15 protein-coding genes and 1 pseudogene are annotated in these 14,360 nt (G+C 36.5%); 10 read left to right on the top strand and 6 right to left on the bottom strand.

Annotated features, from left to right (window positions below):
* Nucleotides 1-179: 179 nt before the first annotated feature.
* Complete coding sequence (locus Bccel_RS20010; RefSeq protein WP_050753665.1) at nucleotides 180-509, bottom strand: hypothetical protein; 330 nt, start codon at nucleotides 507-509, stop codon at nucleotides 180-182.
* A 27-nt stretch (nucleotides 510-536) separates the two neighbouring features.
* A complete protein-coding gene (locus tag Bccel_RS32185) occupies nucleotides 537-671 on the bottom strand; it encodes a hypothetical protein (protein WP_276326229.1) in 135 nt (44 codons plus the stop codon).
* Nucleotides 672-860: 189 nt separating this feature from the next.
* Between Bccel_RS32185 and Bccel_RS20005 the strand changes: the two genes are divergently transcribed.
* Both Bccel_RS20005 and Bccel_RS31700 read left to right on the top strand, forming a co-directional pair.
* Nucleotides 861-2,291 carry a PstS family phosphate ABC transporter substrate-binding protein gene (locus Bccel_RS20005; RefSeq protein WP_036937601.1) on the top strand — a complete coding sequence of 477 codons (1,431 nt, stop codon included), beginning with the start codon at nucleotides 861-863 and terminating at the stop codon, nucleotides 2,289-2,291.
* A 17-nt stretch (nucleotides 2,292-2,308) separates the two neighbouring features.
* Nucleotides 2,309-2,656, top strand: coding sequence for a hypothetical protein (locus tag Bccel_RS31700; RefSeq protein WP_242857034.1), 348 nt, complete (start codon nucleotides 2,309-2,311; stop codon nucleotides 2,654-2,656).
* Between the two features lie 52 nt (nucleotides 2,657-2,708).
* Here Bccel_RS31700 and Bccel_RS19995 read toward each other — a convergent pair whose 3' ends face one another.
* Nucleotides 2,709-3,083, bottom strand: coding sequence for a hypothetical protein (locus Bccel_RS19995; RefSeq protein WP_242853065.1), 375 nt, complete (start codon nucleotides 3,081-3,083; stop codon nucleotides 2,709-2,711).
* A gap of 217 nt (nucleotides 3,084-3,300) precedes the next feature.
* Here Bccel_RS19995 and Bccel_RS29765 point away from each other — a divergent pair.
* The 6 genes and pseudogenes from Bccel_RS29765 to Bccel_RS19965 form a co-directional block, all read left to right on the top strand.
* Nucleotides 3,301-3,422 (top strand): annotated as a pseudogene (locus Bccel_RS29765) (vWA domain-containing protein); the annotation flags it as partial.
* A 203-nt stretch (nucleotides 3,423-3,625) separates the two neighbouring features.
* A complete protein-coding gene (locus tag Bccel_RS19990; RefSeq protein WP_036937607.1) occupies nucleotides 3,626-4,198 on the top strand; it encodes a PadR family transcriptional regulator in 573 nt (190 codons plus the stop codon).
* Between the two features lie 82 nt (nucleotides 4,199-4,280).
* Nucleotides 4,281-5,969 carry a MutS-related protein gene (locus tag Bccel_RS19985; RefSeq protein WP_036937609.1) on the top strand — a complete coding sequence of 563 codons (1,689 nt, stop codon included), beginning with the start codon at nucleotides 4,281-4,283 and terminating at the stop codon, nucleotides 5,967-5,969.
* Between the two features lie 16 nt (nucleotides 5,970-5,985).
* Complete coding sequence (locus Bccel_RS19980; RefSeq protein WP_036937612.1) at nucleotides 5,986-7,674, top strand: MutS-related protein; 1,689 nt, start codon at nucleotides 5,986-5,988, stop codon at nucleotides 7,672-7,674.
* A 119-nt stretch (nucleotides 7,675-7,793) separates the two neighbouring features.
* The gene (locus Bccel_RS19975) at nucleotides 7,794-9,104 is read left to right on the top strand and encodes a condensation domain-containing protein (protein ID WP_050753663.1); all 1,311 of its coding nucleotides are present in this window, start codon (nucleotides 7,794-7,796) and stop codon (nucleotides 9,102-9,104) included.
* Between the two features lie 453 nt (nucleotides 9,105-9,557).
* On the top strand, nucleotides 9,558-9,962 hold the full coding sequence (locus tag Bccel_RS19965; RefSeq protein WP_036937616.1) for a hypothetical protein: 405 nt from the start codon (nucleotides 9,558-9,560) through the stop codon (nucleotides 9,960-9,962).
* A 461-nt stretch (nucleotides 9,963-10,423) separates the two neighbouring features.
* Here Bccel_RS19965 and Bccel_RS29760 read toward each other — a convergent pair whose 3' ends face one another.
* The 3 genes from Bccel_RS29760 to Bccel_RS19945 form a co-directional block, all read right to left on the bottom strand.
* Nucleotides 10,424-10,573 carry a transposase gene (locus Bccel_RS29760; RefSeq protein WP_152966054.1) on the bottom strand — a complete coding sequence of 50 codons (150 nt, stop codon included), beginning with the start codon at nucleotides 10,571-10,573 and terminating at the stop codon, nucleotides 10,424-10,426.
* Nucleotides 10,574-10,826: 253 nt separating this feature from the next.
* The gene (locus tag Bccel_RS19950) at nucleotides 10,827-11,252 is read right to left on the bottom strand and encodes a hypothetical protein (RefSeq protein WP_036937621.1); all 426 of its coding nucleotides are present in this window, start codon (nucleotides 11,250-11,252) and stop codon (nucleotides 10,827-10,829) included.
* Nucleotides 11,253-11,318: 66 nt separating this feature from the next.
* Nucleotides 11,319-12,611, bottom strand: coding sequence for a hypothetical protein (locus Bccel_RS19945; protein WP_036937624.1), 1,293 nt, complete (start codon nucleotides 12,609-12,611; stop codon nucleotides 11,319-11,321).
* A gap of 646 nt (nucleotides 12,612-13,257) precedes the next feature.
* Between Bccel_RS19945 and Bccel_RS19940 the strand changes: the two genes are divergently transcribed.
* Both Bccel_RS19940 and Bccel_RS19935 read left to right on the top strand, forming a co-directional pair.
* Nucleotides 13,258-13,512: a hypothetical protein gene (locus Bccel_RS19940; protein ID WP_036937626.1), complete on the top strand. Its 255-nt coding sequence runs from the start codon at nucleotides 13,258-13,260 to the stop codon at nucleotides 13,510-13,512.
* 54 nt (nucleotides 13,513-13,566) lie between these two features.
* Nucleotides 13,567-14,349, top strand: coding sequence for a cohesin domain-containing protein (locus tag Bccel_RS19935; protein ID WP_036937628.1), 783 nt, complete (start codon nucleotides 13,567-13,569; stop codon nucleotides 14,347-14,349).
* The last annotated feature ends 11 nt before the right edge of the window (nucleotides 14,350-14,360 follow it).

Genomic DNA, 14,360 nt, shown 5'->3' with positions numbered 1-14,360 from the left:
CCATACTTTGGCAGGGCATGATAACTATTGCTTTAATTAAATATCGGCTTTAAAGTTTTAAATCTTGAGAGTGAAGTATCGATTTTACTTATTTGCAATAACGAATATAGTAAACTTGTCCCTTGTAACATTAACCTTATGGTGTATTCTTATATAAATTGCTTGTTATGTCAACAAACTTACAGCCTGCCCAGCATTGCCTTTAACACTTCATCAAAAGGCATGGAGCCAATATCATCAAACATTTTCTCCAGTTCTGTCTTTTGCTTTAGAGATCCGGCTAAAACAATTTGCACAACTTGATCCTTGTCAACCAAAACTGAGTCAACTTCCAATACACCTCCTATAATTCCTGCGATGACTAGGGCTTGTGCAGGTGTAATGTTTATTTTATTGCCATTGGAGTTTTTATTTGATTTGTTTTTATCTGAATTGCTGCCAGGGACATTTCTATTTAAACAACCCATGACATCCCTTAAGATCTTGTTTAAATTATCTTGTGAAAACACAGGAATGTCCCCCCTTTTGTACTCTGCCTATATGACAGTTGGAATTATAGTTGGTGAATCGGGTGTTTGTGATAGCCCTGTGGAACCTGTTGCAAGCAGTATGAATATAAGTAAAGATATTGCCAGTAAAAGGCAGTGTTGTTTATCTTCTGATATAAACATGAAAATAATCTCCTAGGATCCTATTATTAAAACTTTTAATATAATTATTAATTGCTGCTATTAGTAATATATTAATCTTGCCTGGAATTGTGATTGTCTTTTTATATAAACAAATAATCTGGTATAATTGAGAACGGAATGTAAAATCATTAACACTTTTAATATAGCTAAATTTGCGGAGGCGAAAAAATGGATGAGCAAATAAAAGGTAATACAAAGAAAATGTCCACAATATCACTTTGTTTTATGTTTGCACTGTCGTACTTTGTTTTTGAATGTTTGTTTTTTGCACTTTTAAGTATTACAGCAGTTGCAGATATGATAAATACAAACGTTAAGGGATTACTTGATAATCTCAGTGATACAGGCTTGCTGTTTTTTGGTATATTATACTGTTTCGTTGTATATTTGCCTTTGGGTATTTTGGGATTTATTATGGCAAAGAAAATTGGAGATAACTTTATTAAACAGGTAATAATTGTATTGCCAGTAATTGTTATGGGGATTTTGTTATGGTATACCGGCTATTCAAGCTCAATTAAGAATATAAATGATTTAGCCTGGATTCTATATGATTTATACGCAATGTGGGGAGTAGTACTTATTGGTGGTCTTGAGGATTATGTATCCAATACTGGGATTCTGGTATATTTAAATCTGGCAGCTGTGTTTATTCCATGCATGGCATTCCTTATGGGTGTTTGGTCAGAAAAATATCTTACAAGGTATGTCAGCAGGAAAAAGATAAAGCTGGTTTCAGCAGCAATTCCAGGTATACTAGTAATTTGTATTTTGACAACTGTTCTGGTTCCAAATTCCAAAATGTTTACTGCATATACATATCCAAAAGTTGATGGTGCTACTGCTGCCATTCCATTTGGCAAGGTTCTCATAAAAGAACTGGCTGGAGTAAGCAATAGAAAGGCTGATACTGTAAGATTCAGTACAACTCATGATGCGTATGTGAGGCTTATAGAGAAAAAAGCTGATATAATATTTGTTGCAGGGCCATCAGACGAAGAATTGAAATTGGCCGAACAAAATAAAGTTAAAATGAAACTGACGCCCATTGGAAGGGATGCATTTGTTTTCCTGGTGCACAAGGATAACCCTGTTAATAACCTGACAGTAAAGCAGATACAGGATATATACTCCGGTAACGTTACCAACTGGAGGCAGGTTGGTGGAGAGGATAATGATATACTGGCTTATCAGAGGGAGCAAAACTCAGGAAGTCAGACATTTATGGAAAACAAGGTAATGAAAGGCATAAATCTTGCTGTGGCACCTACTGAAGGGAAACCCGACAGCATGGGAGGACTTATTGACGCAGTTGCGGATTACAAGAATTCAAAAAACTCAATAGGGTATTCCTTCTATTACTTCGCAAATGAAATGCATAAGAAGGAAAGTGTAAAGTTTTTATCTGTTGAGGGTATAGAGTGCAACAAAGAGAATATAATAAGCAAAAAATATCCCTTCACAGCAGTGTTATATGCCGTGACAAGAGAGGGAGAGGCTCAGGATAGTCCTGTAAACAGGATGATTGCCTGGATTCTCGGTGAGGATGGTGCAAAAGCGATTGAGAAGGGCGGTTTTGTTCCAATGAGCAAGAAATAAGTTTGAAAGGTAAAGTGATGCTAATAATAGGAGATTTGTACACCTTTGATATTATTGGGCTGACACAGGATGGCTGTGGTATCGGAATGGTGGATGGTATTAAGGTATTTATTGAAGGAGTGCTTCCGGGAGAAACAGTGCGAGGTACTATAACAAAAATAGAGGCAGATTATGTAGCAGAACAGATTAACAGTGAGAATGTTTTTATAAGGGTCACTGCAAAAAGGTTTATAGAGGTTTTCAAAACAACCGGAGCTATTACTGGTTTTGATTTAGGTTTGTACTTCAAACTCGTTGAAAAGATAACAGTTTATAATCATTCGAAATTGATTATCAGTCTACTGGATGGCTCGGAAATTGAATAAAACTAAGCATCGAACCGGCTGGGGTGTCTGTCACCTTGGTCGGCTTATTTTTTTATTCCAAAACCCCAGATAAGGGCTTCAAACTGAAGTAAACTAAAGCTTCATTGACATTATGTATATCGTACATTTTTTTCTCCATGCAAAACTGGATTACCAAATCAAATGTATCACTATCAGACAGGGAATAGCCTGCAGCACTGAGGAGTTTATCAGTATCCTTCTTGGTGAGCTCAAGAGCAAGAGACAGAGAAACAGCAGTATTCTTGCTGATTCGGTAATCTGGGTTAGACCTTATTTTTGAGAAGTGCCTACGATCAATACCAGCTTTTTTGTAAATATCTGAATCAGTGGTCCCTTTCCTATCTATAAAGCTAAACAATACCTGATTGAATGTCGGCTTGCGGTTGTTTTTAATATACTCTTCCAATTCACTATGACCAATATCTTCGCAAACGCTTTTCTCAATATACCTTGCTTCTTCACAGGTGCAGAAAATAAGAATATTGAGATGTTCTTCAACATACTGCCGTAATTCTAATAATAGTTTTTCATCAGCATTGTAATATGCCCTCCCATAAATTGTCGCTTTTCAAGCCTAACTCAAGTAATATTATATCATGAACACATTTGAAAGGATGATTAAAATGGATATGAATTTAACTGAAATTATTTTTCTTCTTGATAGGAGCGGTTCTATGGGGGGCTTGAGAGTGATACCATCGGAGGATTCAATGCTTTTATTGAGAAACAGAAGCAGTTAGAAGGGGGGGATGTTAAACTTAGTAAAATCAGCACTCGACTTCATAGATTACTGTGGGTATAGAGCACAATGCATCGATGAATGTTACTGATCTTTATTATCTACAGGAAGGAAACTAATGAACTATATGCACCACAAAGAAATAATTGACAATATATATCAGAATGATATAATAAGTTGTGATATATTATAGGTATAAGGAGTGTTCTATGCCAAAGATAAATAAAACAAGATATGCAATCCTTGGTGTACTCAACATAGCACCGGGATCAGGCTATGATATCAAAAAGAACTGTGACAGGGGAATCTCCTATTTCTGGAATGAGAATTTCGGACATATCTATCCGGTTCTCAAGCAGATGGAAAAAGATGGGGTGATTCAGAAAAGTGTCGAGCAAAATGAAGGCAGACCTCCACGGAATGTCTATTCTATTACCCAAAAGGGAAAAGATGAGCTCGTTGATTGGTTAATGCGACCCATTGAGCCTACCCCCCAACGGCTGGAGCTGATGCTCAAACTGACCTTTGCCAAGATGGTGCCAGTGGAATACACTCTGCAGGAACTGGAACGTGTGCGGGAAAGGCATAGCAAAAGCCTGGAGTGTTTCCGAAAGGTGGAAGAGGAATATTCAAATAATAAAAAAGCTAGAGAGGATAAAGGCTATCCCTATTGGCTGTCAACGATACGTTATGGGATATATGATGCTGAGTTCAGAGTACGCTGGTGTGAAGAGACTATTGAACGCATCAGGGCTTATAATGCAGGTAGTGAGGATGTATAAAGGATAAGTAATTATATTTTTTTATTACCATATATCATAATGATATAGTAAATAGTGATATATAGCCGAAAGGGGGATTATCATGCTGAATAATTGCAAAGAAACGGAAGACAGCAGGTATTATAGCCTGTTATGGCCAAGAGAAGCTGACTGGGCTTATTGGAACAGTAAATGTGCGGCATCCGGCTCTTATATAAAAGACCTTTGCATCGGCAAGATCCTGGATAGCCTTGCTTTTAAGGAGGAAGACCGTAAAAAGGCAGAGGAATTATTTGAAAAGCTGTGTACTGACAGAAGTGTGCTACAATACCGATTGGACATAATGGAGGATTTCATAGAAAACCGGGAGCTTTCAGAAGCCTTCAATGAGTTTGTTAAAATCATTGCTTTAATTGAAAGGTCCTCTAAAGAAAAATACCCGAATCAGAAAGAAATTCATGTTTATACCTGCTTGTTCGAAAAGGCGGCAGCATATGTATCGTTAATCGCCGGAATGAAGGAATGCCTCGAAAGCAGGGAAGGGGAGCTGAAGTCCTCAGGGTTGAGAGCTCTGCTGGATTTCGTAAGACATATCGCAAAAAAGAGCATTTTTATTGATATGCAGAAAGCTGTAAGACGGATATCAGAGGAATACGAGACAGTATCGAAGCTTTCTATTGAATTCGGATACTATGAGGGGTTAAAGGATATCGTTATTAACACGGATAGCATAGAAGGATGTATATCTCATGCAAAGCCTTTTATCTCAAGCATACTTGATAATGGAGCTGTCTTCCTGGATGGCAGGGACCGCAGTTACTGCAAGATATACTATGATGTGCGTTTTTCAAGGCTTGAGGAGTTGATCCTGGAAAGGTTGATGGCGGTAAATCCTTTGGTATTCAACAGCATACAGGAATTTTACGGGAATTATTCAGGTTACAGCTTTGATGAAATTTGTGAACTCAAGTTTGAGCTTGAGTTTTATCTGAGGTTTTCGGAGCTCGTATGGAGTATGGAAAACCGTGGGCTGAAGTTATGTAAGCCCAGGATTCATATGAGCCAAAGCGGGAATGCGAGTGTTCTGGAGTTATATGATTTGAGTCTGGCGTTGCAGATGAAAGACTCCGGCAGGATGAATCTTTCAGAAGCTATAGTGGCTAATGACTTGAGCTTTGATGAGAATGGGAGAATATTTGTTGTGACCGGGCCGAATAAGGGCGGCAAGACTACCTATATACGTTCTGTAGGAATTGCCCAGGCTTTGTTCCAGGCAGGATGTTATGTACCGGCTCATAATGCGGAAATGAATGTTGTTGATGCAATACATACCCACTTTCCGCAAGAAGAGGTTTTGGGGCTGCAAAAAGGGAGACTGGGAGAGGAGATACAGAGAATATCTCAGATATTGGATAACTCAACCCATCAAAGCCTGATACTTCTTAATGAAACCTTTTCCAGTACTAGAAGGGTAGACGGTTATTATCTTGGAAGAGATGTGCTTAAGCTTCTGATGAAAAAAGGGTGCCTTGGTATTTATGTGACCCATTTTACTGAACTGGCTTTTGATGTAGATGACTTAAACGGGGAAGTACCTGAAGGGAGTAAACTGGCGAGCCTGGCAGCAGGGATTGACGACTTTGACGGCAAAGGTTTGATTGGTAACAGGACATATAGGATACACCGGTTAAAGCCTACCGGCTTCGGATATTCAAGGGATATTACATTAAAGCATGGGTTATCCTCAAAGCAGCTTGACGAACTGCTTAAAAGAAGAGGATATCTGGTATGAACAAGGCGGTGCGAATATGGTTAATAAAGTCAGTTTACTATATTGCAATAGCAATGAGAAACTCCACTTAAGAAGTGAAATGCCGGAGTTTATTAAAGACCTGCAGCTGGATAAAATAATCGATATCATGTGTGCCGGAAGTAAAAATCAAAATTGCAGAAGGATTATCACTTCCGTTTTTACGGAGCTTTGTCAAAACAGTGAAGATATTGATTACCGCTACGACATTTTACAGGATTTTATTCAGTCACCCCATCTGGTTGAGGATCTTGAGGTGCTTTTCTCCCGGCTGGATTCTGTTGAAAGGGATCGGCAGGCCTCCATAAGGGTAAAAAACAGGGTGTCGGCAGAGTATAAGCTTATAAAGGATATTGTTGCATTTTTAGAGTACTGTGAAATTTACAAAAAGCTAGCTGCAGCTCTGAACTGTTACAGGGGAAAGTATATGTCTCCGGGGCTGAAAAAGTTTTGCGCGACTGTATGTGAATATGCAGCCGGTAATAACTTTGCAGAGCTGCAGAAGACACTTCTGACTCTGAAACAGTGTCTTAAAGGGTATATGAGGCTGAAGCTGGAAGTGCGCCTTGACACCTCCTTTAAGCTTATAGAGGCCTTGCTTGTCGATATTGACAGCAATGGATTCGGGTCCGATTGTATCGACAAGGAAGAATACGCTTATGGTTCTTGGGCGCAGCGGCTGAAAAAGCTTTTCAGTATTGGAAGCAAGTATAGCGATACACAGATAATAAGGCATATAGACTACATTCTGGAGCAGAATGTCAACGAAGTGAAAGATAAGGTGCTTACAAGCATCTCTTCAATTCTGGAAGCAATGGCTGCTTCAGCTTCCTCCTTCCTTAGGAATCTTTCTGAAGAGCTTTTATTCTACGAAGGAGCCCTTAAGCTGGTAAATAAGATGCACAGGTTTGGCCTTGCAGCCTCCAGGGCGGTAATTGCCCCTGCCGGTGAGCGCAGTATTTATGTACAGGGTGTATATGATCTGAGTTTCGCGTTTTATCTTGCCGATAGTGGGTGTGAAAAGCCTATGGAGGTAATTGTGTCAAACAAGGTGTGCCTGGACGATGAAGGCAGGATACAGATTATCACCGGGCCGAACCAGGGGGGTAAAACAACATATATCAGAGCTGCCGGCATACTGCAGGTGCTTGCGCAGGCGGGCATACCTGTTCCTGCAGCAAAGGCTGCAGTTAGTCCTGTAGATTGCTTGTTCACTCACTTTCCGGCAGATGAAAAGCCTGAAAGCAATGAAGGCAGATTAGGCGAAGAACTGGACAGGATGCTGTTTATACTGGAGAACGCGACACCAAAGAGTCTTGTGCTTATGAATGAGTCATTCGCTTCCACCAATTCCAGAGAGGGAAGTGCGATTGCTGAAGATATTCTGTCGGCGCTTGCAGTAATAGGAGCTAGGTGTGCTTTTGTCACCCATCTGTATGAGCTTGCTGAAAGGGTGGATAGCATAAATAAAGATATACAGGCAATCAGAGAAGGAAGCAGCAGACTGGTCAGCATGGCAGCCCAGTTTCAGGAAGGGGACAGGAGTCTGGAAGCCGATAACCAAAAAAGTATACGCAGGAGAACCTATCGCATTGTTGCAGGGCCGCCGGCAAAATCAAGCTTTGCTGCCGATATTGCGGAGCAGTTCGGGATAAGGTGCAGAAGCGATGTTTCGGAAGCATTATAGGGTAAGTGTAGGTTTTATATGCAACTGCTGAGCTAAACAGTATAAATAGATATCTGCATTCAGAATAATGGGAATTTATCTTTAACTTAATGTAAATGAGAGAGGGGTTAGAAGTGATTATGAACTCATGTGAAGAATTTAAAGGGATCAGAAACAAAATGAAAGCCGACGGGCAGGATTGGGCAAATCATATTGCACGGTATTGCAGCTGTAATGCACAGATTCAAGCTGTATTGGAATTCGAAGAAAGACTGGATATTGAGAAAATGAAGAAAGCAGTAAGGCTGTCGGTAGATGCAGAGCCTGTTCTTGGCTGCAGCTTTGTGGAGGACCCGGAAGAGGCATACTGGGAAAGGCTTAAGGATATTGACAGTGTGGAATGGTGTATGCTTGAAGAAACAGAAGATAGTGCAGACGCTGTTCATAAGTTTATCACCAGCACTTTGGAGCCGGAGCTATATCAGCTTCAAGTAAGGATAATCCGTTCCCATGAAAAGGATACTCTGTGTGTAAAGATTAACCATGCGTGCTGCGACGGGGGAGGCATTAAAGAATATCTTCAAGTACTTGCAGATATTTATAATCATTTGTGCACAGATGAGAGTTATATGCCTGAAGTTAACAACAACTGCAGGGGAGATACTGCTAAAGTATACAGAAAACTTGGCATAGCTGACCCCAGAATGGCATACAATCCCCAGTTAGCAGCACTAAAACCTAACTGGGTGTTCCCTTACAATGAAGGCAAACCGGATAAATTAAAGACTGCAGTTAGGAAAATTGAGAAAGACCAGTTTAATACAATATCTGCATATGCTAGAGAGAATGGAGCTACTATAAATGATATGATATTAACTGCTTTCTACAGGACAATGTTTGATATGCTTTTGCCTGAGGCTTTACAGCCTATGGAAATCTATGTATCCGTTGATTTGCGGCGCTATCTTCCTCAACGAAAGGCGGCAGGAATATGTAACCTGTCAGGGGTGGTAAATGCCAGAGTAGAGAGGAAAGAAGGAGAAACATTTAGTGCAACACTGAGAAGGGTCTCAACGGTGATGAATAATCTAAAAAGAAGCAATCCGGGTGTACACAGTGCCGCATCCATGGATTTATTAAGAACCATGAAGTATAAAGATGCAGCGGAAGCGTTAATGAAGATAAGAAAAAGAATAGAAGACAGTGGAAAGTCTTCTCCAATTCTTTCGAACATTGGGGGTATTGCACAGTATCCATTTAGGTTTGGTGGTAGTACTGTTACGGATGCCTATATTATAACCCCTGCAATGTACTCTCCAAGTTTTATGTTGGGAGCAAGTACATACCATAATAACCTTACACTGTGTGTCAGCTATTATGAACCTTCAATACACATGGGGGATATAGAGAAGTTTATGGATATACTACAAAACCAACTATCATCGCTGTGAAGAATTTTATTTGGAATACATTTGGAATAAGATGACTTATTCTTTAGAGAGGCTGGAATTCCTGGCTTAACATTTGATGTTCAAACTTTATGACTCTTTTTGTATTGGAGTATTGATGGATATCGGATAGTTTATAACAATTGCCTTAATATATAATACTTATCTACTTATTAAAAAAGCTTAAAAAAGCTTAAAAAAGCTTATTAAAAAATAAAAAAATAAAAATTTACTTTACATGAACAAGATGTGTTTGGTATAATATTTAGAAAAATATGGCAAATATAGTAGGTTATAGAAAAGTAAAAAATAAATCTAATATAGGATACCAGTTCTTGGAGTTGAATAAAAACATAGATTATAAAATTTTTCGACAGGAGTTTGTTTTGATGGTATGTTTACTGCATGTTTGTGAGAAAAAGCCAGGTAGAGAACAACTGTGTAACATAGGGGGATATGATGAATAAATCACCAAGCGGAAGTCTTTGTCCATACTATTACATGGGTGGTGAACTACACCCACTGAAATATGGAAGCTATTTTAAAAACAAGGATAAGTTGTTTGCTGTTATGAAAGCTGAAGAAGAATTCATTTTAAAATCACCCGGACTAAACAATCGCCGGATATGGATTGATTTGTATGAAACCACAATTGATGACGAGGTCATAGACACACTCGTATTACATATTATAACCATACGCTCTAAGATTAATAAGCTGTGCCTGGTTGGATGTTCTATCTTGGTCAGATGTAAGATTAGAAAGCAGTTTAAGGCTAGAACCATGGATATTGCCCAGCAAATTAAGTTTTTTTCAGATCCGGAAGAAGCAAAACAATGGCTTATTGGTAAACCGTATTAACACAGATATTATGAGAATGGCAAAGTCTATATTTTTAGTTGATGGATAGTGGAGACGGGGGAAAACTACCCTGCTTACTTTATAATTTTGCGAAAATTTATAAGCTCACGACCCCCGACCCCCTAAATTTTAAAGGGGGGTATGTGGAAAATACTTTTGCGTTACAGTATCATCTTACTGCCAAAACACACGTGGAAGTGGTGGCGTTGATAGAGCGGAAAGGGCTTGGTGATAAGGTGTAGCGGATTTTGGGTAGTTTTGCCCGGTTTGCTAAGCTTTTCTGCTATTTTTACTAGCCCTGTAATTTGACGATTCAGCTTTGATAAACTTGTATATTTCTACTTTTGATTTTTGGCGAAGTAAGCTGCCGCCTTTTTTAATATCTCGTTTTCTTCCTTAAGTTCTTTAATTTTCCTTTGTATCTTTTTAAATGCTATATGACCACTACAGACAAATGGTTTCTAACTGTTTTCACGGTATCTTGATACCCATCCATATATTGTTGTATCTCTTATACCAATTTCTTTAGAAACAAACGATACTGTTGATCCTCCTTCAGCTATCCTTTTACATATCTCAGTCTTATACGCCTGGTCATGAACTTTTCTCATCTCCTTCCTTTTTTATATTATATATTATACTCTATGTTCTATGTGTCTACAAAATGGGGTATGGGTCACTGTAGGCAAGTCCCACATTGATGAACAGAAATTGCATATAATATAGGCGTATGTGGTATTTGGAACATAAATGATATATCTGTAAAGAAAAAAGACCGTAAAAAAGTTGTTAATTAAAACGAATTAATACGTGGTTTCAAAAAACTCTTTTTACGGTTTCTTTGTAATATACGGTTCTGTTAATTTACTTTTTAATGGATTTTACGGCTTCGTCGTATATGGATTTAATTGTAACATCCGATGATTTAGTAATCTTATATTTCATGCTGTTAATTTTACAATACTCGTCATTAATAAATACTATATTTAATACTTCTTTATCATACTCATTGATTGAAAACCTATATTTCCAACCGCTACTTGGTTTTTCTATTACTCGCTTCAATTTGATTGTTGATAAAAAGGTAGATATAGAAGCTATTACTTTTTTATCATTGATTGATATTATGTTCCCATTATTACCGTCAAGTATATCAATACTGCTTATTTTACTAACATCATTATTGTAAAAGCTTGTAATGCTTTTTGAGCTGAATATATAAAGATAACTAAAACCAGCAACTCCTAGGATTATAAAAGTAAGTAAAATTATTAAATAATTCTTTTTCATAAAGACATCTATTCCTTTCGTTCAATTTATTAACAAAATGGAATAATAAGTGTTATTAGAATATATTTAATAAAGAATAGGTAAAACATAATTCCAATATTCACTACAACCACCCCATACAAACCTGGTAGGATAATCAGTCCAACCATCAGCAATTCTAATATACGTACTGTAGTTATTAACAAGTCCTCCTAGACTAGTATAACGAAATTTAACATATCCTAATGCTACAACAGCATGATCGGTATATTTATAATGATTATGTAATATTAAATGTGTAGGGCAATTATTTCTGTCAACATTAGTGACAATACTATCCCCGTACCAGGTGCCATAATTTAATCCACTAACAAATGCACCAACACCTCTTTCTTTAAAATATGCTTCATATGCAGGTGCAATATTGCTATCAGATGTTAAATTATTAGCTGTTTTCATTAAAGTAAAAAACCTATCAAACGTTGCCTGCCAACTCCCACTTGTAATCTGCAAATTTTTATATTTTGTATAATTTCGATTATACCAATATAAGCAGATATTAGTAGCAGCAGTAGGAGCACAAACTCCCCCACACCCTAATTCGAGACCCATCATATATTTTTGATAGTATGAAGTAACATTACTTGAAGTGGCACTTACATAACCGCTTTCATATTGGTATGGGTTTGTAATAAATTCGCTGCCGGAATCAGGTGGAGTACTGCTACTGCCGCTTGCCTTTTTAAAATTTTTGTTAAGCTCATTCCAGGCCTGCAAATATTGAGTATCTTTATTTTTCTTTTGCTTTATTTTTTTAATTTTATCAATATTAGTAATCGTACAATCACCAGTTGAAATATCATATGCTATTTTCTTACTATCATCGAATTGATGTTCTGATAGATAAGTGAAATCGTCTAAGTAATATACCTTAGTGTTGTCACGTTTAACCTTTTTACCTTTGTTATTCTTTTCGGCATTAGTAATTGTCATTTCTATAGCATTATCAATAAAAGGTTTACCTTGTGATGAATACTCAATAATTGGGATATCATTTTTGGATGCACTTACTATAATATATCCACTGTCATTTTTTCCTATATCTTCTAATTCAAAAAGATAGGCGGAAGGATTGTTATCCAAGTCAAACAATGCCTTGGCAGTACTAATTTTAACACCAGAATTCCAGTTAGAACTTGGATCAGTTTTCATGGTGCCAATAATATGAGTAATAGCAACATTTCGTGCTTCATTAATACTTACATCATATGAGGTATTTGTAGTAGTAGTATCATTATTTTCAGCAAATATGGTACTTGTAGATAGAGTAAGAGTAAATGCAAGAGCAAGTGCAGTAAATTTTGGCTTTAAAATTTTCATATTATTCTCTCTCCTTATTTTCGAAAATTATCTTATGATATAAATGATTCTATAAAATGTTTGATTACTTATTTGAACTCTAGCCACCTCCTTAGCTTAGACAACGATAGTTGGATTGTAATTAACAGTTTAGTAAAATACATCCATTGTAAGAATGTATCATAATATACCTTAGTTATGCAATAAAAATTACAATTTCTATAGCTGCTTAGTTAAACAAAATAAGGAGCAAGTTATTTAGAAGCTTTCAATACCCTTATATGTTATGCAATAATTATAAATGCAATAAAATGTCGAAATTATGTAATTGACTTATATGTTAATATATGTTAATGTACAACGAGAATAATTTTAAGATTTTATCTTGTATTATGTCAATATTTATATAAGAGATAACAGAATCAAAAATGATCTGATGGATTTATCTATAAAAATTAAAAAAGTAACCATATAGAGTTTAAGGTATTTCTGTATAGATTATAATTATTAATAATTATTAATAGGGGAAGACAATTATCCAATATATTTATTTCGCCATTAAAACGCAAATATTTTAAATTATTTTGATTCGTTTGATATCTAAATTTTAGATAAGATATTAAATAAATTAATATAAAATATAAAAAATAAGAGAGGAGTAAATTCTATGCTAAAAATTAAAAAATGTATATGCATACTGCTGATGTTCTTTATGTTAAGTCAATTTTCTTTAGTATTTGCAGAACAAGTAGTAAATGATGTGCCAAAATATAAAGTAAATGGATATATTAAGCCTGATTTTGATATTAATCATACTAACTCTGCAATTGTAAGATCAAACTTTATAGTCGAAATTGTTGAACTTCAGCTATCCACAGTAACTGATAGCAGCGGATATTATGAAATTGATTGTATTCCTTAAAACTCATCAGGTTATACTATTAAAATAAGTAAACCTACATTCTTATTCAGGTCTATGGGCAATGTTGCCGTTACTTCAAACATACAAATAGGCTCACAAACTAATCCAATTTTAATGTGGACTGGAGATGTGCCTGTAAGTGGAGTTCAGGATAATGTAATAAATACTGTTGACCAGATAGAAATTTCACGCGGATTTAATACTTCTGCAGGAAGCCCTGATTATACGTTGGACCGTGATTTGAACAAAGATGGCAATATCGATATGATTGATATTTCTATATTATCCAGACATTTCAATGCTACGCCCGGAAGTTATATACCTGTTGTTTCAAACATCATGCCTACAGGAAAAATCAAAATGCAGGTTGATAAAACTATTGCGAATGTTGGTGATATTGTTACTGCAACAGTATCAATCCAAGATATTTCTAATTTAATAGGGTATCAAATAAACATTAAGTATGATCCAGCTGTATTGCAGCCAGTAATAGATGGAATCCCATATACTAATTCGACATTTCCAACAAAAGGCACAATATTATCAAATCAAACTTATTCCCCTTTTGACCTGGTGGATAACAAATTAATTAATGGTGTCTTGAACTTTTCATCTGCATATCTTTGTATGGCTAAATATAGACAAAATGCTCAGCCTGAGACAAGTGGGACATTGGCAGTAATAAATTTCAAAGTTTTGAATAATACTCCTACACATATAAAGTTCGAAGGATATAAATCCATGCCAAGAGCTATACTGGGAACATATTTATATGACTGGAATGGTGCTACATATAACTCAGGTTATTCAGTAATACAGCCACAGAGAATTAACTAAACTGAGATAAT

This window comes from Pseudobacteroides cellulosolvens ATCC 35603 = DSM 2933, assembly GCF_001262605.1.
Classification (GTDB): Bacteria; Bacillota; Clostridia; order Acetivibrionales; family DSM-2933; genus Pseudobacteroides; species Pseudobacteroides cellulosolvens.
The sequence above is the reverse complement of the archived record's forward strand: the minus strand, read 5'-3'. Positions and strand labels throughout refer to the sequence as shown.